The sequence below is a fragment of the Pseudovibrio ascidiaceicola genome, from assembly GCF_900114245.1.
GTDB classification, from domain to species: domain Bacteria; phylum Pseudomonadota; class Alphaproteobacteria; order Rhizobiales; family Stappiaceae; genus Pseudovibrio; species Pseudovibrio ascidiaceicola.
In genome coordinates, this window is record NZ_FOSK01000004.1 from 165,600 (window position 1) to 191,406 (window position 25,807).

Sequence of the window (25,807 nt, forward strand, 5' to 3'; positions counted from 1 at the left end):
CTGATGATTGTAAAGCTCCTTTCCGGTGATCGTCCACGCAGCAAAATGCTTAGTGCAGTCTTGCTGCTTATTCTGTTTGGCTTGCTGTTTGCACCCTTTCTCTTTCCCGGCACGCGTTCCTTAGATACAGCTGCTCGCATCTGCATCTTCATTGTGCTGGTGGCCAGTTATGATTTGTTGCTAGGGTATACGGGCGTGGTGTCGTTTGCGCACACGATGTTCTTTGGCATTGGTGCCTATGGGACGGCCATTGCACTGGTAAACATGGGTGCCTCTTACAGCGCGATTGCGCTTGGCACTGTGTGCGGTGCGTTGGTTGCCGGGGCTTTTGCGTTTATGATTGCGCTGTTCTCGCTGCGGGTCAAAGCGATCTTCTTTGCCATGATGACGCTGGCTGTGGCCAGTGCGTTTCTGGTGCTGGTCTCGCAACTTTCTGGTTTCACTGGCGGTGAGGACGGACTGAGCTATCGTATCCCGCGAGAAATGACGCCTGCATTCAAGCTGGTTAAGGAGAAGGTGCTCGGCGTTCGCCTTAATGGCAAACTGATCACGTACTATGTTGTCTTCTTCAGCAGCCTGTGTCTGTTCCTTGTTTTGCTGCGCATGGTGAACTCACCGTTTGGCCGTGTTCTGCAAGCTATTCGTGAGAATGCATTCCGTGCTGAAGCAATTGGTTACAAGGTTGTGCGGTATCGCAGTGTGGCGACGATTCTATCTGCTGTGATGGCTGCGCTTGCCGGGTCTTTGATGGCCCTGTGGCTGCGCTATACGGGACCAGCGACAACACTCTCTATGGATATCATGGTGGACATTTTGTTGATGGTTGTGATTGGCGGAATGGGGAGCATGTACGGCGCTGTCATCGGGGCTGTCCTGTTCCTTCTCACCCAGTCCTATTTGCAGAACCTCTTGGGTCTCCTTCAGGAATCGCTGGGTAGTCTGCCTATAGTGTCAGAGGTGGTTTCACCGGAACGCTGGCTGCTTTGGTTAGGAATGTTGTTTATCTGTAGTATTTACTGGTTCCCTAAGGGCATCGTGGGCCGTTTAAGAGGAACATAATGCCTCAATTGGGCTCTTTTTTTAAATTGCACCTTGTGGATTTCTTAAGGAGCAACTACATCGGTAGGGACGAGCGAGCTAAGAGATTTGCTTATCCCGTAGTATTAGAGGGGCGACATATACCCCGCCTCACTATATGAACCATTAGGACTGAATTCTTTTAGATAGAATGAGAGCTCAGACCTTATGACTGCGGGCTGTTATTAGAGACACGGTTGGCAGTGTTGCGGTGCATGTATCGGAACAATGTCCTTTTCTGCCTTTGATTACATTGCTCGTCACGACTGACCCGCCTTAACCAGGCGAGTTGACTTTTTTGGCTTAAAGGACGTTTCCATGCGACAAGACGGTACCCTCAAATTCTTCAACCACGACAAAGGCTACGGCTTCGTTACTCCAGCTGACGGTTCCAAAGACATCTTTGTTCACATCACTGCTTTCGAACGCTCTGGCATCGCAGTTCCTGCTGAAGGTGCAGCGATCACTTTCGTTGCTGAAGAAGATCGTCGTGGCCGCGGTTTGCAGGCTTCCCAGATTGAGCTTGCTTAATCTGTACGATTTGCGGGGCTCCAGAGTTTGTTTCAGCGCAAGCTGAATAAACTTTGTGACCGCCATATAATTGGCCTGATGCGCGCTGGCAACTGCCAGGCGCCGTCAGGCCTTTTATTTTTTGCGTCAAGCCCACCTTCTCCATGGCCTGACCAGAGCTTGCCTAATGCTCTCCCTCCCCCATCTTTCAGATGAGAACTTCTTAAAAGAGCCGCAATCACGGCTATTTTATCTGGCTCAACGAACATCGTTGTTTTCACTTCATAAATTTCGTGGTTCACATAACGACTTGGCCTCGCAAAGTTGTCGCTGATGGCCTATACTGACAAAAGTCGCAGATCTGCGCTTATAAGAACAACTTTTTTCTCTGCGACCTCTCGCAGAATTGGGCAAGGGACTCATTGTGAAGGGCACGACCAAAGCCAGCAGAACGCAGCATCGCATTCTTGAAGCGGCCATCGACTATGTGCAAGCACAGGGCGGTGGGCAGTTTTCGTTGGATGCAATCGCCAAGCATGCAGGCGTTTCCAAAGGTGGGCTGCTCTATAACTTCCCAAGCAAACAAGCTCTCATCCGCTCCATGGTCCAATACCATGTCGATGGCACGCGCGAAAACATTGCCACAGAAGAGCAGAAGCTTGCTGATGATCCCTACCGCCATAAACTGATGCGGGCTTTCCTGAAGGGGCTTTGCAGCAAGTTTAAAGAAGACAACAAAGCGGCCTCTGGCATGCTGGCAGCTATTGCAGACGACCCAAGCCTGCTTGACCCTGTCCGCGTCTTCCACAAAGACATGTACACGCGCATTCAGGACGAGTCAGAAGACCCTGAGCTGGCAACCCTTGTTTATCTGGCGGTTGAAGGCATTCACAGCAACGGGATGTTTCAGGTTCTTGATGAGGACCAGCTGAATGTAGAAGAGCAACTCGAGCGCATGTTCGAGATACTCAAGTAAAGCTCTCCCTGACTTGATTTCTTCTCAGCCCTGACCGCTGAAATATATCGCCAGACTCGCCTGCCCTCTGCTAGCATTAATACCTACGTATTTTATGAATTAGCGGAGACGGGCAGATGAAACGCCGTGACTTTCTGAAAACAGCAATGGCAACTGGTGCTGCGGGCGGCGCTTCTGTCCTTGCTGCGCCAGCACTTGCAAACGCCACATTGAACCTGAAACTCGTTGGCTCTTTCCCAAAGGGTTTCCCGGGTGTGGGCACTTCAGCTGAGCAGCTGGGCAAACGCATTGAGGCGCTTTCTGACGGTAAGATCTCCATCAAGTACTTTGGCGGTGGCGAGCTGGTGCCTCCGTTCGAGACATTTTCAGCTGTTTCCTCAGGCACAGCTGATATTGGCCACAACGCGCCTTATTATCAGGTGGGCAAGATCCGCTCGACCATGTACTTCACCACTCTGCCTTTTGGTCTGGATGCGACCGAGCTTTCCGGTTGGCTGCGTCATGGTGGCGGTCAGGCGCTGTGGGATGAAGCTTATGCTCCACATGGTGTTAAGCCCTTTTATGCGGGTAGCTCAGGCGCTCAGGCAGGCGGCTGGTTCAAGAAGCCAATCAAGTCTCTGGATGACCTTGTCGGGCTGAAGATGCGCATTGCTGGCCTTGGTGGCGACATCCTGCGCAAAGTGGGTGCAACCACTGTTGTGACACCTCCACCAGAGATCTACCCTGCCCTGCAGTCTGGTGTGGTTGATGCAGCTGAGTTTGTTGGCCCGTGGAACGATCTCGCTCTCGGCCTTTACAAAATTGCGCCGTACTACCACTTGCCAGCATTCCATGAGCCGGGCCCGGGGCTGGAAATGATTGTGAACCAGAACACCTATGAGAACCTGAGCCCCTGGTTGAAGGAAGTTCTGGCACAAGCAGCGACAGCACAGGCTGAAGAGAGCACGGCGGAGTTCCGCTACAACAACACCATCGCTCTTTCCACTCTGGTGGAGCGCGGTGCTATTCTGTCTTCCTTCCCACCGGATGTGATTGAAGCGATTGGCGCGGCTGCACGCGAAGTGATTGCGGCCTATCCTGCTGGGGACGCCATGAGCGAGAAGATCCATGGTTCCTACATGGACTACGTGAAAGCTTGTTCTCTGTATGGTGCTCGTATGGAAGGACAGCTTTATCAGGACCGTGCGCAGGTGTGGTCTACGTAAGCCCCACCTGACCGAGATTTTGGAATGGAGAGCTTTGCTTTCCATTCCGCAAGCTGCTTAAACGAATCATCAAAAGCTGATTAAATAACGTGAATGCTCTTGTACTCGCTGAAAACTCAAGTATATTTCCGAAATAGTAATCAATTGCAACCTGCACATATACTTAGGCACTAAGTATTTCACCTATTTATATTACTTAGGTGAGAATAAGTAGGCAGTTAGTACAAATCCAAGCAACAGAATAAACGCTCTATAAAGAATTACTGACTCAATTTATGCGTGTAATCACCAAACAGTCAAACGGGCTGTTTTGCTTCGCTCAAAATTGGAACTCGAGTTTCCCTTTCAGGTGCTCTCATGCGTCGTATTCTTTTAAAGTATCGCATTATCGCGATATTCATGCTTGCATTTGTGCCCATGCTCTATTTTGCTGGCTCACAAATCACCACCGCCTATAACAAAAAGGTGGAAGCATCCTCTATTGGCCAGGTTGCAGAGTTTGTTCCTGTATTGAGTGCTGTTGTTCACGAACTGCAAAAAGAGCGTGGCCGCTCTGCCGGATATCTTGGAGCTAAAGGCAAAGCCTTTGCCGAGGGCCTTGCAGCTCAGCATAAGCTGACTGATAGCAAAATCCGTATCTACAAAACTGCGCTGGACAACATCCACCTTGCTTCCATTGATAAGGGTCTTGCAGCTCAGGTGGACATGGTGAACAGCCGTCTGGCGAACATCGATCGGATCCGCAATAACGTCAAAAGCCTGAACACAACCGTTGGCGAGACTGTTGCTTACTACAGCGGCACCATCAACGAGGCTTTTAAGTTTTTGCCAAGCACAATTGCTGTGAGCCGCGATGCAAGCCTTGTTCGCAAACTGAGCATGTATGAAGAAGTTTTGCTTGGTAAAGAGAATGCAGGCATTGAGCGCGCAATTGGTGCAAACGGCTTTAGTGCTCAGGAATTCAATCCGACTATCTATCACCGTTTTGTACGCCTTAGCGCCAGCCAGGACACGCATTTCAAAACCGCCCGTTCTTTGATGACCGGTCCTCAGGTGAAGTTTCTGGAGAAGATCTTCAACCGGCCTATCATGAGCCAGGTAGATGCTGCCCGTAAGTTGGGTTACGCCGCTGCGTTTGGTGGCGATATCTCCTCTATCTCCGGTACTGAGTGGTTTGATCTGGCGACCGAACGTATCGACTCGCTGAAGGATTTTGAAGACTACCTTGCGGACGAACTGGTGATGCATGCGCAAAAGCTGACTGCGAATGCACAGTGGGAGTTCATGCTCGCCCTGATCATCTCCGGCATCGTGACTGTGCTGGGTATTGGCGCGGCTTACACGATCATTCGCAGTGTATCTATTCCGGTAACAGCCCTACTTAGCGATGCTCGCAAACTGGCTGAAGGCGACACCACTGTGACGTTCGCTGGTGCGACTGGCGTTGATGAAGTTGGCCAGGTGGCGAACGCTGTTATGTCTTTCCGTGATACAGTTGCTGAGCAGAAGCGATTGCAGAGCCTTTCTGAGAAAGAACATGAGCAGGAACGCGACCGTCAGATGCATGTGGATCAGCTGATCAGTGTGTTTAATGATCAGGTTTCCAGCGTTCTTGACCGGGTTGATGACAACACCGGCAAGATGCAGCAAACCGCTGACTCTCTCACGCACATCGCGACAACCACATCTGACCGTGCCAACAGCGCTGCAGGTTCTTCTGAACAGGCCTCACAAAACGTACAGACTGTGGCATCTGCTGCTGAGGAGCTTTCAGCGTCCATCGAAGAGATTGGCCGTCAGATCTCCCAGACCAAGCAAACCGTTGATGATGCCACCAGTGTTGCCACTGCAACCAACGACCATGTGGCAGATCTGGATGTTGCTGCGCAGAAGATTGGCGAAGTGGTCAACCTCATTCGCGACATCGCCGAGCAGACCAATTTGCTGGCCCTGAATGCGACCATTGAAGCAGCGCGTGCTGGCGAGATGGGCAAAGGCTTTGCGGTTGTTGCTTCTGAGGTGAAGGAGCTGGCAACCCAGACCTCCAAGGCGACAGAAGAGATTTCCTCGCAGATCTCGGGCATTCAGGGTTCCACGAAGGAAGCCGTGACTGCCATTGAGCAGATTGCTGGCACAATGCATCAGGTGAATGAATACACCAGCTCCATTGCAACTGCGATTGCTCAACAGAATGCGGCAACGTCCTCCATCAGCCAGAACATTCAACAGGCTGCGCAGGGCACTCAGGATGTGGCGGACAGCATGAGCGTTGTGACGAGCTCGGTTCAGGAAACCAACAGCTCTGCCAATGACGTGCTTGAGGCATCTTCCTCTGTTTCCAAACAGGCAACAGAGCTGCGCCAGACAATCTCCAGCTTCCTGAGAGATGTTGTTGCAGCTTAAGCATTGAGCATTACCGAAATGCATTGAGGAGGGCTCTGGCCCTCCTCTTTTGTTTGATCCCGAGTTGACCTTGGCTGGAAAGCCCATATAAGAGCGCCATGCAAAACATTGACGTTCTTATAATAGGTGCAGGCGCTGCCGGCCTGATGTGTGCCATTGAAGCTGGAAAGCGAGGACGCTCTGTGCTGGTGATTGACCATGCCAAGCGCCCAGCGGACAAGATCCGTATCTCCGGTGGCGGGCGGTGCAATTTCACCAATCTGCACGCATCTCCTGCAAACTATCTTTCTGAGAACCCACGTTTTGCTGTTTCCGCTTTAAAGCGTTTCACCCAGCAAGATTTTATTGCGCTGGTAGATAAGCACCGCATCAGCTGGCACGAGAAGACATTGGGCCAACTGTTTTGCGATGACAGCGCGCAACAGATCATCGATATGCTGCTCCAACTTTGCCAGCAGTCTGGTGTACGGATTCAACTGGGCACCAGTGTTACCTCTCTCACCAAACCTGATGATCGCTTCACCGTTGGCACCTCCAGAGACACAGTGAGAGCGCAATCAGTGGTTGTGGCTTGTGGCGGACCTTCCATTCCCAAGATGGGAGCTACCGGCTTTGGCTATGAGATTGCCAAGCAGTTTGATCTACCGCTCGTCTCCCCTCGCGCTGCCCTTGTGCCGTTCGTCTTTGATGATGCCATGCGCGAGCGTACCAAACACCTTGCGGGTGTTTCAGTGGATGCTGTTGTGTCTTTCAAAAAGACCAGTTTCCGCGAAGGTTTGCTTTTCACTCATCGCGGCCTTTCCGGGCCATCTATTTTGCAGATTTCCTCTTACTGGGAAGAAGGCAAAGACATTCGCGTCAATCTATTGCCTGACACAGATGTTTTTGAAGCGCTGAAGTCCGCTAAACAAAGCCAGCCGAAGCAGGACATTAAGACCGCTTTGGCGAGTTTGCTGCCCAAGAAGCTGGCCACACATATTGCTGAGGAGCATAAGCTGGGCGGACGATTAGCCGACATCTCCGACAAGGTGCTGCGCAAGGCTGCTCTGGCAATCAACGAGTGGACCCTCAAGCCCGTCGGCACCGAAGGCTACCGCACCGCAGAAGTCACCCTCGGCGGCGTGAGCACAAACGCCCTTTCCTCCAAAACTATGGAAACCAGCTCAGTCCCTGGCCTCTTCTTCATCGGCGAAGTCGTCGACGTCACCGGCCATCTCGGCGGCTTCAACTTCCAATGGGCCTGGTCCTCAGGCCACGCGGCGGGGCAGTTTGTTTAGGCAAGCAAATTAAGATCGAAAAAATTACCTAAACATCCATAACCACAACCTGCCTAATAAAGACTACTGGTGCTGTTTTGTCTCGCGACAATTGCGCGCGTTTAATAGGAGTAGGTAGAATAGCTCAAATATATCAAAATTTTAGAGAAGTTTGAATTTGGTGTTTGTATTAGGCTTGGTGGATTGAAAATTTGGTGTGACGCGGTACACTTTTGGGGCTTAATCAAGAAACAATAGTAAAGCCAACAAATGGCACTTATTCTTCATCTGCTGCAGCAAATGTGTGTGTATTTGGTGATCGTTTATATGGTCAGCAAAACGCCGCTGTTTAAAATCTTTACGGAAGACGCCCCTCGCCTGCCGCACAAGGTACTTATTTATCTGGTGTTCTCTGGCTTTTGCGTGATTGCCACAACATTCGGTGAACAGGTTGATGGGGCTATTGCTAACACCCGCGCTATGGGCGCGGTTCTGGGTGGCCTTTTGGGTGGCCCGGTTACGGGATTTCTGATTGGGTTGACGGGCGGTTTGCACCGCTACGGCTTTGGTGGGTTTACTGATCTGGCTTGTGCGATCTCGACCACCTCAGAAGGCCTGTTGGCCGGGATGACTGCATTCTATTTGCGCACGCATAACAAACGCGCACTGCTGTTTCGCCCGATGTTTGTGTTTGGCCTCACCTTTGTAGCGGAAGTGGTGCAGATGCTCATCATCCTGATTGTAGCCCGGCCATTTGATCAGGCTCTTGCGCTTGTCCAGCAAATTGCGCCCCCGATGTTGTTCGTCAACTCACTGGGAGCAGCTTTCTTTATGAGCATTGTCCGCGATCAGAAGACGATGTTTGACAAACTATCATCAGCCTTCTCCAGTCAGGCACTAAAGATTGCAGAACGATGTGTCGGCGTCCTTGCTAAGGGGCTAAATGAAGTCTCTGGAGGCAAGGTTGCCCAGATTGTTAAAGACGAAACGAATGTAGGGGCCGTCGCGATTACGGACCGTACCAAGCTGCTTGCCTTTATTGGTATTGGTTCGGATCACCACAAACCGGGGACAGAGATTTCCTCTCAACTGACTACTGATGCTATCGAACAAAACAAGGTTATGTATGCAGACGGTGTTGAAGAGCCATATGGCTGTTCGCTGTCATCCTCCTGCAAGTTGGGTTCATGCCTTGTTATTCCGCTTCATAGCGACTCTCAGGTGATCGGCACAATCAAACTCTACGAGCAGAAGAACAAGCTGTTTTTGAATATCAACCGAACACTGGGCGAAGGCATTGCGAAGCTTCTCTCCAATCAGATCCTTTATGGAGAACTGGAAGAGAAACAGAGCCTTTTGACACGGGCTGAGTTGAAACTGCTGCAAGCGCAAGTGAACCCGCACTTTCTGTTCAACACGCTCAATACGATTGCGATCATTACAAAACGCGACGCGGAGAAGGCTCGGGAACTATTGCTCCAGCTCTCCAAATTTTTACGCATTAACCTGAAGCGCACCTCTGGCCTCGTCACTCTTGGTGAAGAACTTGACCATGTGGACGCCTATCTGGCGATTGAGAAAGCTCGTTTCCCGGACAAACTGGCTGTCGAGCTCGATGTTCCCGCTGAACTGCTATCCTTGAAAATTCCAGCATTTACGTTGCAGCCACTCATTGAAAACGCCATTAAGCATGGCATTTCGCAGAGCATAGACGGTGGATGCGTTAGAATCCGTGGGCTCTTGAGCAATGAGTATGTGGAACTTCAAGTGGAAGACGATGCCGGGCTTTATGTGCCACCACAGAACCGCGAAGGACTTGGAGTTTCACTGGTCGACAAACGCTTGAAGAAACAGTGGGGGGAGGAGTTTGGCCTGCACATTGAATGGGAAGAGGACGCTTTTACCCGGGTTTCAATCCTACTCCCTGCTCCTATGTTGGAGGCAGCCCAATGATTAGTTGTCTGATTGTTGATGATGAACCTTATGCTCGTGAGGAGTTGAAGGATTTGCTCACTGGAGCAGATGGTATCGAAGTACTTGGCGAGTGCAGTAATGCGATTGATGCCCTTGGGTTTATAAATAAGCACAAGCCTCAACTGGTGTTTCTGGACATTCAGATGCCGCGCATCTCTGGCATGGAAATGATTGGCATGTTGGACCCGGAGACTATGCCGCGCATTGTGTTTTCTACCGCTTATGACGAGTATGCCATTAAAGCCTTCGAGCATCATGCTTTTGATTATCTGCTCAAACCAATTGAAGAGGACCGGCTTGCCAAGACACTTGGCCGGGTCCGGTCTGATCTGCGTCCGCAATTGATGGAAGAAATTACTCCTCAAGAGCTTCAGCACCTCCCCTGCTATCTTGGAAACAAGCTGAAGGTCGTTCCAGTGGCAACCGTTGAATATGTGTTTAGCGACTTGTCTGGAATCCATGTGGCGACCGCAGAGTCTTATGTCCACACACACCTCACCCTTAAAGTGCTGGAGCAAAGAACCGCATTGGCCCGTTGCCACCGCCAGTACCTCGTCTCACCGGATGCGATTTCGGAAATCGTGCTGCAAGAAACAGGTGCGGAAGTGGTGACGCACAACGGCACCAAGATCCCAGTTTCGCGTCGCTACCTGAAAAGCCTGAAGCAACATTTTGGATATTCATAAGTGCGTATATACACTTAGCCCTTGGGTCACTTCAAGTTTACGTGAAACTGTCGCGTCGCAATTAACCGCTTATTTGTTTTAATTGCCGCTCACCTTGCCTCAACTGCCGCTTAGCTGAAACTTCAGCGCCTTGCCCTTGAAACCGGTCTAATCGCTCCCAGAGATTTGTGGAGGAAGAAAGATGTCCTGGTTTCTCTTAAGTATTGGCCTGCTGTTCGGCGGCTATTTTATCTATGGCATGTTTGTCGAGAAGGTTTTCGGGATTAAGCCCGCACGCCAGACACCTGCCCATGCACATACAGACGGCGTCGATTATGTGCCGATGTCCACCAAGAAGGTCTATCTGGTTCAACTGCTGAACATTGCAGGTGTTGGACCGATTTTTGGTCCGATCCTTGGAGCTCTGTATGGTCCAGCTGCGATGCTCTGGATCGTTTGTGGCTGCATCTTTGCAGGCGCAGTGCATGATTACTTCTCCGGCATGCTGTCCGTTCGCAACAAAGGGCAATCCGTCCCCAACCTTGCCGGTAAGTACCTTGGCAACGGTGCGAAGCACTTCATGAACATCTTTGCAATTGTTCTGCTTTTGCTCGTGGGTGTCGTGTTCGTGTCTGCTCCGGCAAGCCTGCTCGGCCGCCTGACTGGTGTTGATGTAACCATCTTCCTAGTTTGCATCTTCGCATACTACCTAATCGCCACCATCGTTCCTGTCGACAAGATCATCGGGCGCTTCTACCCCTTCTTCGGCGCATTACTGGTGTTTATGTCTGTGGGCTTGACGGTCGCTTTGCTGCTATCCAGCGAACACACCATGCTGCCAGGTGTTGAAGTTGGCGATTTCTTCCAGAACCTGAACCCGAATGACATGCCACTGTGGCCTGCTCTGTTCATCACTATTGCTTGTGGTGCGATCTCCGGCTTCCATGCCACGCAGTCCCCTCTGATGGCCCGTTGCATGGAAAATGAGGAAAATGGTCGCTTCGTCTTTTACGGTGCGATGATCGGTGAAGGCGTCATCGCGATTATCTGGTGCGCAATTGCTCTGTCCTTCTTCGGCGGTGTTGAAGGCCTTGCAGAAGGCATGGGCGGCAATCCTGCGAACCTGGTTTATGAAGCATCCAACGGTCTTTTGGGCGCATTTGGTGGCTTCCTTGCGGTGCTCGGCGTGATTATTCTGCCAATCACTTCTGGCGATACTGCATTCCGCTCAGCGCGCCTGATCCTTGCTGAGTTCTTCAACATGCCGCAGAACCAGATGCCAAAGCGTTTGCTGCTGGCGATCCCGCTGTTCGTTGGAGGAGCACTCCTTACTCAGGTGGATTTCGGCGTGATCTGGCGTTACTTCGGCGTCGCCAATCAGGCAACTGCCGCACTGATGCTTTGGACTGCAGCTGCCTACTTGCTGCGCCACAACAAGCTGCATTGGATCTGCACTATACCGGCAACCTTCATGACCACCGTTGTTGTGACCTTCCTGCTGAACTCCACCAAACTTGGGTTTGGCCTGCCAATGACGGTCTCCACCATCGGCGGCATCCTCGCAGCCCTGCTGATTGCCTCAGCAGTCTGGGTGAAGGTGAAGGGTAAAGTCGTCGACCACGAAGACGTGCTTGAACCTGGCGAGTAACCCTCCCTCCGCTCGCCAAAGCAAAACAGCGCAAGGACCCTAGTCCCTGCGCTGTTTTTTTGTACTTACCAGCCTTCCAACTTTCACTATAAATAAGAAGAACTTATCGCATCGTGCAAAAGATGCAATTTCACTTAATGCTCCTGGAGATCTATATTCAGTCTAGAATTTGCTGGATGCATCGTTTCGTCACACCGCTTAAGGTAAACGCTACGTCAAAACCAGCAAGAGCCAAATTAGATAGTGGAGACAGCAATGCACGGTAACGATGTCAAGACAGCCGGTGTTTGTCCGGTGGTACATGGCGCGAATACATCGATGGATAAGCCGGTTACCCGATGGTGGCCTGATGCTTTGAATCTCGACATCCTCCATCAACATGGTGCGCGTACCAACCCGATGGACCCAGGCTTCAACTATCATGATGCTGTCAAATCACTCGACTTCGAAGCGGTGAAGGCAGACGTCCATGCGCTCATGACCGACAGTCAGGACTGGTGGCCAGCAGATTGGGGCCATTATGGCGGCCTTATGATCCGCCTTTCATGGCACACAGCTGGCTCTTATCGTCTTGCAGATGGTCGCGGTGGCGGCGGTTCCGGCAACATTCGCTTTGCTCCGCTTAACTCCTGGCCTGATAACGCAAGCCTTGATAAAGCGCGCCGTTTGCTTTGGCCTATCAAGAAAAAGTACGGCAATGCTCTCTCATGGGCTGATTTGATTATCCTCGCAGGTACAATCGCCTATGACTCCATGGGTCTGAAAACCTTTGGTTTCGGATTTGGCCGTGAGGACATCTGGGGTCCAGAGATTGACACCTATTGGGGATCTGAAAAAGAATGGCTCGCACGTAGTGAGGAGCGTTATGACGATCTGGATGATCCTTCAACGCTAGAAAACCCGCTTGCAGCTACTCATATGGGCCTGATCTACGTGAATCCGGAAGGCGTGAATGGCGTTCCCGGTCCGCAAAAAACTGCTGATCAGATCCGCGAAACTTTTGCTCGTATGGCAATGAATGACGAGGAAACTGCAGCGTTGACCTGTGGTGGTCACACCGTTGGTAAGACACATGGACGGGGTGCCGTCGACAACATCGGTGTCGCACCGGAAGCCGCTGGTCTGGACGAACAGGGACTAGGCTGGTCCAATCCTGGACAAGACGGCAAGGCAACGAATGCCTTTACCTCTGGCATCGAAGGTGCGTGGACCACACACCCAACCACATTCGATATGGGCTTTTTCGATATGCTGTTCGGGCATGAATGGGAGCAGGTAAAATCTCCCGCTGGCGCGTGGCAATGGGAACCCGTCTCCATCAAGGAAGAAGACAAGCCTATCGATCCAACCGACCCGTCCGTTCGTCATAATCCAATCATGACTGATGCGGATATGGCGATGAAGGTTGACCCGATCTACAACGAATACTGTCAGAAGTTCATGGCAGATCCTGAATATTTCAGAGATACATTTGCACGTGCGTGGTTCAAGCTGACCCACCGCGACATGGGACCGAAGGCAAACTATCTTGGCCCGGATGTACCGAAAGAAGAGCTCATCTGGCAGGATCCTGTTCCAGCAGGCAGCACCAACTATGATGTTGCTGCTGTGAAAGCAAAAATCTCAGCAAGTGGTTTGAGCAATGAAGATCTGATCAAAACCGCTTGGGACAGCGCGCGAACCTATCGCGGTTCTGATATGCGCGGTGGTGCTAACGGTGCACGCATCCGTCTTGCTCCTCAAAAGGATTGGGTTGGTAATGAGCCTGACCGCCTCGCCAAAGTTCTGGCTGTGCTTGAACCGATTGCGGCAGAGGCAGGAGCCTCAGTTGCAGATGTGATCGTGCTGGCAGGGAACGTTGGTTTAGAAAATGCGATCAAGGCAGCTGGTTTCAACGTAGAAGTTCCATTTGCTTCTGGTCGTGGAGATGCCACTGATGCGATGACTGATGCCACATCCTTCTCTGTATTGGAGCCTATTTCTGATGGCTTCCGTAACTGGCAGAAGCAAGAGTACGCTGTTAGCCCGGAAGAAATGATGCTGGATCGTGCACAGCTCCTCCGCCTGACCGGATGGGAAATGACTGCGCTCGTTGGTGGTCTGCGTGTTCTTGGTGCCAATTATGGCGGATCAAAGCACGGTGTCTTCACTGACCGAGAAGGTCAGTTGACGACAGACTTCTTTGTCAACCTGACCGACATGGACAACAGCTGGCATCCACTCAAGGATGGTACCTATGAGATCCGTGACCGGAAATCTGGCAAGCCAAAGTGGACTGCAACCAGCGCTGACCTTGTGTTTGGCTCCAACTCAGTCCTACGAGCATACGCTGAAGTGTACGCTCAAGATGACAACCACGAAAAGTTCGTCCGCGACTTCGTGGCAACATGGACCAAGGTCATGAACGCCGACCGCTTTGACCTGACAGCCTAATAAATAAGATAAGCCCGGACAGGACACTGCCCGGGCTTCCTCTTGCAACTCCATACAGGTGCCCTCTCTACCCCAGCTATATCCGGTTGCGTTCCTGTGGTTTTCCGGTTAAGAACCGCTTGACCTCGGGGTGCGCGTATTTGTCGTGCTGAGATGCTTTAGTGGCGAACCCGTTGAACCTGAACCGGCTAGAACCGGCGGAGGGAAGGGTACCGGTTTCATCCATCCTTGCCCTCTCGCCGCAATGGAGGATGACTTGAAACATCTGTTAATTGCTGCGGGACTACTCACTGCAACATCAGCGATGGCTGCTGAGAAGCCTCAACTGACAATTTACACCTATGACAGCTTTGTTTCTGACTGGGGCCCAGGCCCAAGAGTGGAAGAAGCGTTTGAAGCTGTATGTGAGTGTGACCTGAAACTTATTGGCGTCGAAGACGGCGCAGCACTGCTTTCCCGCATTCGCCTTGAGGGTCAAAACTCAGATGCCGATGTGGTACTGGGCTTAGATACCAATCTCGTTGAGACTGCCAAGAAAACTGGCCTGTTTGCACCGCACGCTGTTGAGGCCCAATACACGCTGCCAGTGGAATGGGCTGATGAAACCTTTGTGCCGTACGACTGGGGCTACTTTGCCTTCGTACACAAGAATGGCGAAACCGTACCAACCAACTTCCGCGAGCTTGCAAAGAGTGATACCAAGATCCTTATTCAGGACCCACGCTCCTCAACGCCAGGCCTTGGCCTGCTGCTATGGGTGAAAGCGGCTTACGGAGATGAAGCTGCCGATGTCTGGGCGGACCTTTCCGACAACATCGTGACCGTTACAAAAGGCTGGTCCGAAGCTTATGGTCTTTTCCTTGATGGGGAAGCGGACATGGTGCTCAGCTACACCACGTCACCGGCATATCACCTGATTGCTGAAGAAGATAACAGTAAGACCACTGCCGCGTTTGAAGAAGGCCATTACATGCAGGTTGAAGTGGCGGCAAAGCTTGCCGGAACTGATCAGCCTGAGCTGGCAGACAAATTCCTGAACTTCATGGTTTCAGACGCTTTCCAGACAATCATTCCAACGACCAACTGGATGTATCCTGCTGTGACACCAGAAGGTGGTTTGCCTGCTGGCTTTGACACATTAAAGGTGCCTGAGAAAGCTTTGTTCTTTAAACCTGAAGAAGCTGCTGCTGCAAGAAATGAGGCTCTGCCGGAATGGCTAGAAGCGCTCAGCCAGTAAGTTCGCTTCCCGGTGTTGCCGCGGCATTTCTTGTCGCGGCACTTATACTTGGCACGCTGGCTGCAGTCGCATTGCGTGCAGAAGCGGGCCATGGCTTTTCCTCTTCCGACTGGGCTGCTCTCAAGTTTACGCTCACTCAAGCTGTGCTTTCTGCCGTGATCAGTGTGGCACTGGCTGTGCCCGTTGCACGGGCCTTGGCACGACGTCGGTTTCCAGGTCGCAGTTTGCTCATAGCATTGCTTGGTGCTCCCTTCATTCTCCCAGTTATCGTTGCCATTCTTGGGCTACTGCAAGTGTTTGGCCGTGCAGGCTGGATATCTGATGTGCTTGTCTATTTCGGCGCTTCGCCTATCCGCATCTATGGCCTCCACGGTGTTGTGTTGGCCCATGTTTTCTTCAACCTTCCGCTTGCAACTCGATTGATTTTGCAAGGGTGGCAAGAAGTCCCTTCAGAGCGTTTTCGCCTTGCTGCACAGCTGGGATGTGATGGAAAAGCTCTGTTTCGACTGATCGAACTGCCCATGCTCGCGCGCATTTTACCCGGTGCACTGGCTGTGATCTTTGCTATCTGCCTGACAAGCTTTGCTGTTGCTCTGACACTTGGTGGTGGGCCACGGGCCACAACCATTGAGCTGGCGATCTATCAGGCATTTACATATGACTTTGATCTTGGGCGGGCCGCGCTGCTTTCTGCATTGCAACTCACGCTCACTGCTGCAGCAGCCTTTGCAGCCCTAAAGCTTTCGCACGGTGAAGGGTTTGGTGCAGGACTGGACCGTGCGATCCAGCGCTGGGATGGAGGTGCGCCTGTTGCAGACGCCTTCTGGATTTTGCTTGCAACATTCTTTTTACTTTTGCCGCTCAGTGCCGTTGTTCTTTCAGGCCTTAGCGGTCTGTTTTTGGTGCCCTTTATTGTGTTGAAGGCGGCGCTTGTTTCCGTTGCTGTCGCTGCGGCCAGCACGGTGATCTTGTTGCTGTTCGCATTGCCTATGGCAGCAGCCGTTGCCGTTCGCCGACATAGCGTGGTTGAGCTTGTCGGAATTTTGGGGTTGGCAGCCTCTCCACTGGTGATCGGAACGGGCTTGTTTATCATCATACGCCCGTGGGCAAACCCGTCTGACCTTGCTCTTCCCGTGACGGCACTGGTCAACGCGGCGATGGCGTTGCCGTTTGCGCTTCGTATTCTAGTCCCTGCTGCGCGGGATACCGTTTCGCGTCATGGACGGTTGGCCTTGTCACTGAACATGGAAGGTTGGGTGTTCTTCTCACGCGTCCTCATTCCACGTATGCGACCCCAAATCGGGTTTGCTGCAGGGCTTGCAGCAGCACTTTCCATGGGAGATCTTGGCGTGATTGCCCTGTTTGCAGATCCGGAAATTGCAACGCTGCCTCTACAGATCTACCGCTTGATGGGGGCATACAAGATGCAGGCAGCAGCTGGCGGCGCACTTTTGCTGCTCGTGCTTTCAATGACACTATTCTGGATTTTAGACCGAGGAGGCCGCTGGCATGCTGAAGCTTAACTCTTGTCTCATTGCCAATGGCGCGTTCGAGTTGCATGCCAATTTGTACGTTGAAGCTGGCAGCAGCGTCGCCGTTATTGGTCCTTCTGGCGCGGGGAAATCAACTCTGCTTGAGGCCATTGCTGGATTCCGCGAGATATCGCAGGGGCAGCTTTTCTGGAAAGAAGGTGAAATCACCAAACAGGTTCCGGGAAAACGCCCAATCGCCATGTTATTTCAAGATGGCAACCTGTTCCCTCATTTAACAGCCGCACAAAACGTGGCTCTTGGTTTGCGGCCTAACGGAAGGCTCTCAAAGCCTGAGCAAGAGCAAGTCACAGCTGCTCTTTCACGGGTTGGACTGGCAGCTATGGGAGAGCGTAAGCCAGCTGAGCTATCCGGTGGTCAACAGAGCCGCGTCGCCCTTGCCCGTGTTCTGGTTCAGCACCGTAATCTGTTATTACTCGACGAGCCCTTCGCCGCCCTCGGCCCTGCTCTTAAGGCTGAGATGCTGGATCTTGTCGCGGAACTCATCGCAGAAACTGGCACGACGCTTCTTATGGTCAGCCACGACCCACAAGACGCCCGCCGCATTACCAGTCAAGCAATCCTCGTCGCCAACGGGTCAGCGCACCCACCGGCTGAGACCGATCAACTCCTCAACAACCCTCCGCCAGCATTGCGGGAGTATTTGGGGTAGCATCTTCGCTCATGAGGTCCATTTTAAGTTGGCTGGCACCGTCTACTCAAAAGCGTGATTGGTGTAATTGGCGCATCTCTGATTTTATCTAGCTACTCTCTGATGCGAAAATGTGAATGCCAGATGGCTTCAGTTGATCTTCATGAGAGCATTTAATTTTCAGACATATCACTAAAGATGTCTATCTACGTGAGGTGGCGTTCAGATCATGGGTTTACTTCAAGATGGTCGTTGGGTCGATCAATGGTATGACACCTCAAAAGCAGGTGGTCGCTTTTTGCGCAAGGCCTCTCAGTTTCGGAGTTGGATCACTCCTGAAGGTGCTTCTGGCCCAAGCGGTCAAGGTGGCTTTAAGGCAGAAGCAAACCGCTATCATCTATATGTCTCACTCGCCTGTCCATGGGCGCATAGAGCCCTGATCTTTCGCAGTATCAAAGGATTAGAGTCTCAAATCTCCCTTTCCGTTGTACATTGGCACATGGCAGAAAATGGCTGGACATTTAAAGAAAGCGACGGCGTCGAACCAGATTGCATTCATCATTCAGATTTCATGCATCAAGTATATACGGCAGCACAGGCGGATTACTCAGGTCGTGTGACCGTTCCAGTTCTATGGGACAAGAAGAAAAACACTATAGTCTCTAATGAATCCTCAGAAATCATCAGGATGTTTAACTCAGCTTTTGACAAGATCGGTGCGAAACATGGAGACTATTATCCTGAGGCCAGACGATCTGAAATTGATGCACTGAACGAGCGTATCTATCCCACAGTGAACAACGGTGTTTACAAAGCCGGCTTTGTTACCACCCAAGCTGCCTACGAAGAAGCGGTCCTAACTTTGTTTGACACATTAGACTGGCTTGAGAACCGGCTTGGCGCCCAGCATTATCTGACAGGTAACAAAATTACAGAGGCTGACTGGCGCTTGTTCACGACGCTTGTCCGATTTGATCCTGTTAATGTCGGACATTTCAAATGTAACTTGCGACGCATAATGGATTACCCAGACTTATCGGGTTATGTGCGCGACCTATATCAAGAACCGGGCATCGCAGAGACTGTCAATATGGATCACATCAAAGATCACTATTACACCAGTCATGACACGATAAACTCAACACGGATTATCCCTGCTGACCCACAGATCGATTACACCTCTGCCCCACCAACGTGCAGTGTTGAGATGATCCTTGATAACAGCTAACAGCTCATATGCCCTTAAGACTTCGCCTTTCGGAATACTGCAGGGGTGGCGCCGGTCCAGCGTTTGAAGGCGACGGAGAAGGCGGCTTGGTCGGCGAAGTCGAGCAGGAATGCGACTTGCGCGATGCTGTCAGTTCCCACCAACAAGCGCTTTGCCAGATCACAGCGGGCAGACTCTACCAGTGACTTGAAATTGGTGCCTTCCTCGGAGAGTTTGCGCGTCAGGGTCCGGCGGGTCATGCAAAGTTCTTTGGCAACTTCATCGCCGCTCGGCAGGCTACCGGGCAAACGGGAACGCACCAGCTTGATGACTTTGGCAGACAGCCCGGTTCGGTTTTGCGGCAGCTGGTTCAGTCGTTCCTCTCCATGCTTCAGCAAATGCTCTCGCAAAGCTGTGTCGGAAGTCGCGATCTGAAACTCGAACCCACCAGTGGGCAACCTCACACCGTTGATCGATTGAACGCCTGTAACCTCGCAGTCTGCCAACTCAGAAAGACGTGCGCAGTGCTCTGTGTCCTCACATTCCAACATGACGGACATCTTTCCAAATCCATCACCCGCAATTTGCTCTGTGCGCTTGAGCAAGCCAAATACCAGAAACTCGCGATGTCTTGGGAATTGATGCGCGCTGAGAATGTCACTGCTCAGGCAAATGGTGGGCTCAGCTTCACTGCCATCCAGATCAAAGCGAAGATCCGGGTCTTCCAATGCGTAGTATTTTTGCGCGAAGCGAAACACCTGTCCGATGTTGTCACTGGCCTGAGCCAAATACGCCAGTAGTGTCTTCGCTCCCGGTGATGCGAGGCCAGCGCGAGCCGCGAAGGTTGGGTCCTCCAAAGCCTCGCAGGCTGTTTCCAGCGCGGCGGCTTCTCGTTGCAGATCTATTCTGGCTGTTGCGTTGCTCAGCTCGTCCACTGAAACACCGACAGCCTCCAGGATCTTGTCAAAGCCGAGAGCCGCATTTGGCTCCCGCCCATATACTTGCGCTGCATGGCGCAATCGGTAGGCGCTTATGCGTGTCATGCTGACTCCACCATTCTTAAAGAAGCCAGTTTTCTGCTTATCTGCAGATTTAGCCTCTCAAATGTCCAGAAATCAAAAACCGATGACCAGAACTCTAAAGAACGTCCTTTGCTCATCCGTTAATTTACGAACATCAACAAACGGTGCTGCCTAGGACGGTAGCTTTCTAATCAAAGCAAAGGACATCCACCGTGAAGTCGATCATCCTTTCAAGCGTCATGGTAATGGGCGCATTCACCACGCAAGCCTCAGCGGCAGGTGGTGAACCAAGCTGGTGGGTTCCACCAGGACAGTCTGATAGCTACTCCATTGTTAGTCTTGTTGTTTTCTTTCTGGCCTTTCTTTTGGTTGTGCATCTTTATTCCCGTTTTGACCGCTATGCGGAACACAAAGCAAAGGGAACACCGCTTCGCACAACAGTGCCCGTGATGCTCACAGTGGCTCTTGCTTACGAGGTTATGCCCGCGCTGTCTCATTTCAGCGTGTTGCTTCCAGCGGCTCTTATCCTCACAGCCATCGCTCGCGATTTTATGCTGTGGTGGAACCCTAAAATGCAGGAGGCAGGCAAATGATTGAGCTTCTTGTAACCTCTTTTCCCTTCGTGTTGCGGGTATGGTACCTGCGCTGGAAGGGCATGCCGATCACCCTTTACAACGTGCACTACGCCTTGGTTTTGTGGATATTCATGGCTCTCGCCGTCTTCTTTGCGGTGTTCTATTACTACCCGAAGTCGTTCACTGGCATCGTGCCTTTCAAAACGGTTCCTGTTGTTGCCGAAAACGGCGGAACAGTCACGGAAGTCTTCGTGGAAGGTGGAGATCGCGTCAAAGTAGGCGACCCATTGTTCTCCACTGAAAACGCGATGGAAAAAGCCAAAGTCGAACACGCCACCCGCAAGATTGATGAAATCAAGAGCGCCATCAAAACAGCGCACCTTGAAGTGGAAACAGCAGATGCCGCCCTGGATGCAGCCAAGACAGGCTTGAATCAGGCAGAGATGACACTGGCAGACCATGAAGAGCTCAAGATGAAAAACTCTGCAGCATTTCAGCGAGCCCGGTTAGAGCGTGCCATCTCTCAACGAGACACAAGCGTGGCAGATGTGAAAGCGGCAAAAGCGAAACTGGAAGCAGCTAAAGTTCAGGCTCATTCCACGCTTCCATCCCAGCTGGCCAGTGCGCAAGCCACATTGGAACAGGCACAAATCGAGTTGAAGAAAACAAAGGTTTACAGTCTGGTTGATGGTGTCGTTGAGCAAGTAACCTTGCATGTTGGAGCACGAGCTGCTCAGGCTGCCATGGCTCCGGCAATGGTGATCATCCCGGATCGCACCAAACGTGAAGGTTCCCGAGTGGTCGCAGGTTTCTCTCAGGTTTCTCGCACCGAACTTTACGAAGGTATGGCCGCTGAGATCGCTTGTGAAAGTAACTTCAACATCGCGATGTACCACACGGTTCTTCCAGCACGAGTTTCTCGCATCCAGCAGTCTATCTCCTCAGGCCAGATGGCACCGACAGGTCGGCTGATGGAACCAGGAGAACGCGCCAAACGTGGTCAGGTCGTGGCTCACCTCGATCTGGTCTACCCGGAACACCAGAAGTACCTGGTTCCTGGCAGTGGATGTGTTGTGCAGACCTATACGACAGACCTGAAAGGTGACATGGCAGGCGGTGTAACAGCCCACATAATCTCAGCCCTCGGCGTCATCAAAGCAGTCGGCCTTAGAGTGAAAGCATGGCTTGGCCTTGCAATCGGAATTGGCCTTGCAGGATCCACTCACTAAGAGCGCAGTTTCAAAAAGTTTCTCCCGATGACGGAAAGCAAACCGATCAAGAACTCAAGGATCCGGACTGGTTCCACTCGGGAGTACCATCGAAGAGAGCAGCCCTAACTGGCAATCTGAGCAATCCGTTCTCTTCAAAGCAACCCAGTGGTCAGAGCAGTAAGGACCAACGGCGAGAACCCTGAAAGCCGAAGCAAAGCCTTACGACCACCAATAAAAAGAAGAAGAAAAATGTCTATCAAAGCCCTGACAATCGCAGCAGTTGCCCTCTCCGTTGGTTACACAGTGGATTATAACCCAAGACCTTCGCAGCCTGGCACCAAGTCCATCTCACCAATCTCCTTCAAGATAGGTGAGGCAAATGCCCAGACAGCAGAACGCAACGCAGCCCGCCGGACCGCACGCCGCACATCCCGCCGTGTAAATCGTCGCCACGATATCGCAGGCTGTACCCCATACAACGCTTACTACAACTGCGGTGGCGTCTACTATCAGGCCATCGTCGAAAACGGCACAACAGTTTACGTGGTTGTAAATCCATAAGGGAGATTACCGTCCCTCCCAGATGTCCCACCGTCCTGACATCATGGATGGACAACCACAAAAGGCCTCTCATCACGAGAGGCCTTTTTTCTGTTTGCGGTTAGTGGTGAGAGTGCAGGATTTCAGATTAAAGCAGCCCCTTGTCCCAATAGGGCTTATCGCCGCCGATTTCGGTGGAGATGAAATCAATGAAGCTACGGGTTTTGGTGGGGAGGTATTGGCGGTTGGGGTAGACGGCGTACATGTATTGGGTTGGTAAGGTGTATTCTGGTAAGACTTGACGTAACTCTCCTGATCTTAAGAAGTCACCTGCAGCGAAGGTGGTCAGTCGACCGATCCCGCAACCTCCCAAAACTGCGGTTGTGAGAGCATCGCCATTGTTGACCTGGAAATTACCGGAGGCTGCAATTTTGACTTGTCCGTCAGGGCCTTCCAGGGTCCATTCTTGCTGATCACTAAAGTATGCGTAATGCATGCAGTTATGGTGGAGCAGATCTTCCGGTATCACTGGGACTCCGAACTCTTCCAAGTAACTTGCAGAGGCTGCCAAAATGTTGCGGCACGGCGCTATCTTTCGAGCGATTAAGGACGAGTCCTGAAGGCGCCCTCCTCTGATTGCCAGATCAAATCCACCATCGACCAGATCCACCCGGCGATCATCCATGATCATGTCGATGCTGATTTCTGGATTATTCTTGAGGAACTTAGGAATCAGAGGGGCAATGTGAAGTCGGCCAAATGTCATGGGAACGTTTATCTTTAGTCGCCCCTTTGGTTTGCCCTGTAGCTGTGCGACTGCGCTTTCTGCTTCCTGCGCTGCAGTCAAAGCGTCTACTGCGCGAGCGTAATACAGTTCTCCTGCTTCCGTAAGGCTGATGTTGCGGGTAGTGCGATGGAGAAGGCGAGCTCCAAGATGCTCCTCCAGCAAGGATATACGCTTGCTGATAGCTGACTTAGAGACTCCGAGTTGCCGAGCAGCAGCGGCAAATCCCTTTTGCTCAACCACCGCAACAAAAACGGGTAGTGCACCTATATGTTCCATTCGCCTGCTCAATTCGTTCTCTTTTTCTCACCAACAAGTTTCCATATTAGGTGATTATCGTAAAATGGGAAACTGACTAAGTTCTCTTCAGAAGAAGAGGACAGTCCAATGGCTATGATGCTGATCAATGGGCAACTGCATGAAAAACCCAAAAGCAGTGACGGAACCTATCGCCCTATCAGTAGCGATGTTCGTAACTGGATAGAGCCAAATGTGGATGCTGAGTTTTCTGTCGAAGAAAACCGCTATCACCTTTACACATCACATGCTTGTCCGTGGTGCCATCGCGTGATGGTTATGCGGTCATTGATGGGCTTGCAGAGGATCATTTCTGTCAGCGAGATGCATCCAATCATGGAGGATAAGGGATGGCGGATCGACCAAACCTTATTTGACGATACTGCAAGTGTCCCGAGAGACACATTTATCTATGAAGTCTATTTACGATCCTTCCCCCAATACACTGGCACGCTTACCGTTCCGCTCTTGGTCGATAAGAAGACAAACAAGATCGTCAGCAATAACTCAGCAGACATCATGCGGATGCTGAACACGTCTTTTGCTGGTTTGGCCTCCTCAAGCACCAATTATTATCCGGCAGCACTGCGGAGTGAGATTGATGAGCTTGCTGACTTCATTCAGGAAAACGTAAGTTCTGGTGTCTATCGCGCTGGCTTTGCAACGTCTCAGAGTGCGTATGATGCTGCTGTTTCCAAGTTGTTTGAAGCTCTCGATCTCTTGGAGGTGCGGCTGAGTGTTCGACGGTATTTGGCGGGTGCTCAAATCACTGAAGTTGATTGGAAGTTTTTTGCCACTCTCATTCGGTTCGATGCTGTTTACGTAACGCATTTCAAGACTGATCTCTGGCGTATCGCAGATTATCCCAATCTCAGCTCTTATCTCCGTGAGCTCTACCAGCATCCTGGCATCGCTGAGACAGTGAACTTCCAACGCATGCGGGAGCATTACTTCCGCAGCCACCGTCATCTCAACCCCGCAGGTATCGTTTCAATTGGACCGCAGTCGGACCTGCTGAAACCACATGGGCGCGACCAGATCAGGATCTTCCAGAAAGGAGCTGCGTAATGGATCGGCAGGTAACTTATACAGAAATTGAAAAACACAAGAATCCAACAGGTTACATCATCCTGATCGGGGCAATTGTTGGCGTTAATTACGCTCTTGCCAAGTTTGTGACGAAAGCTGGGATCACGGCGTTGAGCGCAACATTTGCGCAGTTACTATTGGCAGGTTTGTTCCTCTACCTCTTGCTTCACCTGAAGCATGAGAGCCTCTCGCTGAAACGCCGCCAAATCAAGTATTACATCATCAATGGCTTTCTTGGGATCACTGTCCCCTCGCTTGTTGCTTACCTGGTCCTACAGCATATTCCGGCTTGGCTTTTGACTGTTCTGGTAACTTTATCGCCTTTGATTACAGCAGGATTCTCATCGATCATTGACCGAAAGCTGATTGCGCTACAGCGGCTTATCGGGATTTTGATTGGGCTTGCCGGGATTAGTTTTGTAACGTTCAGCAGTGCTCAAGTCAGTCAGTTTGATCCTATCTGGATTTTGATTGGGGCAGGCATGCCTTTCTCGCTGGCAATTGCAAACATCTACCGCAACAAAGCCTATCCTAAAGACGCCTCCTCAGTGGGTACAGCAACTGGAACCATGTTCTCGCAAGTGCTGTTGCTACTGCCACTTCTTCTTCTCAGTGACAGCACGCCAGCATTTGTTGAACCGATGATGGACATCTGGTGGATCATTCTGGGTATAGGTTTTCTTAGTGCAGCTAGTTATGCGCTGACGTTCTTTATTCAAGACAGAACGGACAGTGTTGGCTTCAGTCAAGTCGGATACTTCGCAACAGTTTCCGGCATTTTGGTTGCTGCGCTGGTGTTTTCAGAACCCATCAGCATGGCCATCTTCGCTGCCATTGCCGTTCTGTTCGTTGGACTGGCACTGACAAACGGGCACATTCAACTCACAAAACCTCAAGCTTCCTGAACACTGCGCTTTCAGATGCAGCAACTACTCCCCCAACCTAAAAGAACGATAGGAAAGAAAATGTCATCACTCACTAAGGCACACGTAGATGCACGCGACTTTGCCAATAAGCTCTATCAAGCTGTCGACTCTTTGAGCGCTGATGCTGTCGGATCCTTCCTTGCTCAAGACGTAAGGTTCCAGCTGGGAAATTTTGATGAGATTTCGGGCTACCAGCAGGTTGTCGATGCAAATGCGGCCTTTTTCCAATCCATCGCAGCGATGTCCCACACACTCAAAGACGTCTGTAGTGTTGGCGATACGGTCATTTGCACGGGCGCAGTGCATTACACGCGCCATGACGAAAGCACACTACAGATCCCCTTCTCAGCTGTTCTGAAGCTCAAAGATACCCTGATTTATGACTATCAAGTCTATGTCGACATTTCTCCGCTTTAAGAAAAATACCTGAGCTGGACAGAGAGACTCATTTAAGAGCACGGCGTAAAACTTTTGGTTTTGCGCCGTGCATTCTGTTGTAAAACACCATGTTTTCTACTGGACTTTACTTAGCTCCCCAAGCTGAGAACATTCGCCAAGAACCTGCACCAGAAAATATTTTAGCCCTAAGAC

General features: G+C 51.4%; 22 protein-coding genes and 1 riboswitch. Of the genes, 20 read left to right on the plus strand and 2 right to left on the minus strand.

Translation table 11 applies throughout. From position 1 onward, the window contains the following. Window positions 1–3 precede the first annotated feature (3 nt). The 14 genes from BM231_RS09275 (at window position 4) to BM231_RS09345 (ending at window position 18,793) form a co-directional block, all read left to right on the plus strand. The gene (locus tag BM231_RS09275; RefSeq protein WP_093518764.1) at window positions 4–1,059 is read left to right on the plus strand and encodes a branched-chain amino acid ABC transporter permease; all 1,056 of its coding nucleotides are present in this window, start codon (window positions 4–6) and stop codon (window positions 1,057–1,059) included. Window positions 1,060–1,395: 336 nt separating this feature from the next. After that, window positions 1,396–1,608, plus strand: a complete 213-nt coding sequence (locus tag BM231_RS09280) for a cold-shock protein (RefSeq protein ID WP_057461006.1) — start codon at window positions 1,396–1,398, stop codon at window positions 1,606–1,608. A gap of 403 nt (window positions 1,609–2,011) precedes the next feature. Further along, entirely contained in the window at window positions 2,012–2,563 is a 552-nt protein-coding gene (locus BM231_RS09290) for a TetR/AcrR family transcriptional regulator (protein WP_093519145.1), read from the plus strand. A 116-nt stretch (window positions 2,564–2,679) separates the two neighbouring features. Further along, the gene (locus BM231_RS09295) at window positions 2,680–3,768 is read left to right on the plus strand and encodes a TRAP transporter substrate-binding protein (RefSeq protein WP_063286857.1); all 1,089 of its coding nucleotides are present in this window, start codon (window positions 2,680–2,682) and stop codon (window positions 3,766–3,768) included. A gap of 357 nt (window positions 3,769–4,125) precedes the next feature. After that, a complete protein-coding gene (locus tag BM231_RS09300) occupies window positions 4,126–6,171 on the plus strand; it encodes a methyl-accepting chemotaxis protein (protein WP_093518768.1) in 2,046 nt (681 codons plus the stop codon). 98 nt (window positions 6,172–6,269) lie between these two features. Continuing rightward, window positions 6,270–7,448 carry a BaiN/RdsA family NAD(P)/FAD-dependent oxidoreductase gene (locus BM231_RS09305; protein WP_093518770.1) on the plus strand — a complete coding sequence of 393 codons (1,179 nt, stop codon included), beginning with the start codon at window positions 6,270–6,272 and terminating at the stop codon, window positions 7,446–7,448. A gap of 249 nt (window positions 7,449–7,697) precedes the next feature. Then, complete coding sequence (locus BM231_RS09310; RefSeq protein ID WP_093518772.1) at window positions 7,698–9,380, plus strand: sensor histidine kinase; 1,683 nt, start codon at window positions 7,698–7,700, stop codon at window positions 9,378–9,380. Then, entirely contained in the window at window positions 9,377–10,087 is a 711-nt protein-coding gene (btsR, locus tag BM231_RS09315) for a two-component system response regulator BtsR (RefSeq protein WP_063309596.1), read from the plus strand. Before BM231_RS09310 ends, btsR begins: the two co-directional genes overlap by 4 nt. A 181-nt stretch (window positions 10,088–10,268) precedes the next feature. Beyond that, window positions 10,269–11,714 (plus strand): carbon starvation CstA family protein, encoded by a 1,446-nt coding sequence (locus BM231_RS09320; protein ID WP_093518774.1) that lies wholly within the window; start codon window positions 10,269–10,271, stop codon window positions 11,712–11,714. Window positions 11,715–11,969: 255 nt separating this feature from the next. After that, window positions 11,970–14,147 carry a catalase/peroxidase HPI gene (katG, locus tag BM231_RS09325; protein ID WP_093518776.1) on the plus strand — a complete coding sequence of 726 codons (2,178 nt, stop codon included), beginning with the start codon at window positions 11,970–11,972 and terminating at the stop codon, window positions 14,145–14,147. A 116-nt stretch (window positions 14,148–14,263) separates the two neighbouring features. Then, window positions 14,264–14,370: riboswitch (TPP riboswitch) on the plus strand. Between the two features lie 21 nt (window positions 14,371–14,391). After that, window positions 14,392–15,384 carry a thiamine ABC transporter substrate binding subunit gene (thiB, locus tag BM231_RS09330; protein ID WP_208860234.1) on the plus strand — a complete coding sequence of 331 codons (993 nt, stop codon included), beginning with the start codon at window positions 14,392–14,394 and terminating at the stop codon, window positions 15,382–15,384. Then, window positions 15,360–16,907 carry a thiamine/thiamine pyrophosphate ABC transporter permease ThiP gene (locus tag BM231_RS09335; RefSeq protein ID WP_093518778.1) on the plus strand — a complete coding sequence of 516 codons (1,548 nt, stop codon included), beginning with the start codon at window positions 15,360–15,362 and terminating at the stop codon, window positions 16,905–16,907. The genes thiB and BM231_RS09335 overlap by 25 nt, the downstream gene beginning before the upstream one ends. Further along, window positions 16,894–17,586: a thiamine ABC transporter ATP-binding protein gene (locus BM231_RS09340; RefSeq protein WP_093519149.1), complete on the plus strand. Its 693-nt coding sequence runs from the start codon at window positions 16,894–16,896 to the stop codon at window positions 17,584–17,586. The genes BM231_RS09335 and BM231_RS09340 overlap by 14 nt, the downstream gene beginning before the upstream one ends. Before the next feature lie 208 nt (window positions 17,587–17,794). Beyond that, a complete protein-coding gene (locus tag BM231_RS09345) occupies window positions 17,795–18,793 on the plus strand; it encodes a glutathione S-transferase family protein (protein ID WP_093518780.1) in 999 nt (332 codons plus the stop codon). A gap of 14 nt (window positions 18,794–18,807) precedes the next feature. Here BM231_RS09345 and BM231_RS09350 read toward each other — a convergent pair whose 3' ends face one another. Continuing rightward, a complete protein-coding gene (locus BM231_RS09350) occupies window positions 18,808–19,815 on the minus strand; it encodes a helix-turn-helix domain-containing protein (RefSeq protein ID WP_208860235.1) in 1,008 nt (335 codons plus the stop codon). A 191-nt stretch (window positions 19,816–20,006) separates the two neighbouring features. Between BM231_RS09350 and BM231_RS09355 the strand changes: the two genes are divergently transcribed. From BM231_RS09355 to BM231_RS09365, 3 genes are all read left to right on the plus strand, one after another. Further along, window positions 20,007–20,387 (plus strand): hypothetical protein, encoded by a 381-nt coding sequence (locus BM231_RS09355; protein WP_139226347.1) that lies wholly within the window; start codon window positions 20,007–20,009, stop codon window positions 20,385–20,387. Continuing rightward, complete coding sequence (locus BM231_RS09360) at window positions 20,384–21,598, plus strand: HlyD family secretion protein (RefSeq protein WP_093518784.1); 1,215 nt, start codon at window positions 20,384–20,386, stop codon at window positions 21,596–21,598. Before BM231_RS09355 ends, BM231_RS09360 begins: the two co-directional genes overlap by 4 nt. Window positions 21,599–21,829: 231 nt before the next feature. Next, window positions 21,830–22,141, plus strand: a complete 312-nt coding sequence (locus tag BM231_RS09365; RefSeq protein ID WP_093518786.1) for a hypothetical protein — start codon at window positions 21,830–21,832, stop codon at window positions 22,139–22,141. Window positions 22,142–22,268: 127 nt separating this feature from the next. Here BM231_RS09365 and BM231_RS09370 read toward each other — a convergent pair whose 3' ends face one another. Next, window positions 22,269–23,183 (minus strand): LysR family transcriptional regulator, encoded by a 915-nt coding sequence (locus BM231_RS09370; RefSeq protein ID WP_093518788.1) that lies wholly within the window; start codon window positions 23,181–23,183, stop codon window positions 22,269–22,271. 108 nt (window positions 23,184–23,291) lie between these two features. Between BM231_RS09370 and BM231_RS09375 the strand changes: the two genes are divergently transcribed. From BM231_RS09375 to BM231_RS09385, 3 genes are read left to right on the plus strand one after another with little or no spacing between them, the layout of a single operon-like run. Further along, window positions 23,292–24,269, plus strand: a complete 978-nt coding sequence (locus BM231_RS09375; protein ID WP_208860236.1) for a glutathione S-transferase family protein — start codon at window positions 23,292–23,294, stop codon at window positions 24,267–24,269. Then, window positions 24,269–25,195 carry a DMT family transporter gene (locus tag BM231_RS09380; protein WP_093518790.1) on the plus strand — a complete coding sequence of 309 codons (927 nt, stop codon included), beginning with the start codon at window positions 24,269–24,271 and terminating at the stop codon, window positions 25,193–25,195. The genes BM231_RS09375 and BM231_RS09380 overlap by 1 nt, the downstream gene beginning before the upstream one ends. 60 nt (window positions 25,196–25,255) lie before the next feature. Then, on the plus strand, window positions 25,256–25,633 hold the full coding sequence (locus tag BM231_RS09385; protein WP_093518792.1) for a nuclear transport factor 2 family protein: 378 nt from the start codon (window positions 25,256–25,258) through the stop codon (window positions 25,631–25,633). The last annotated feature ends 174 nt before the right edge of the window (window positions 25,634–25,807 follow it).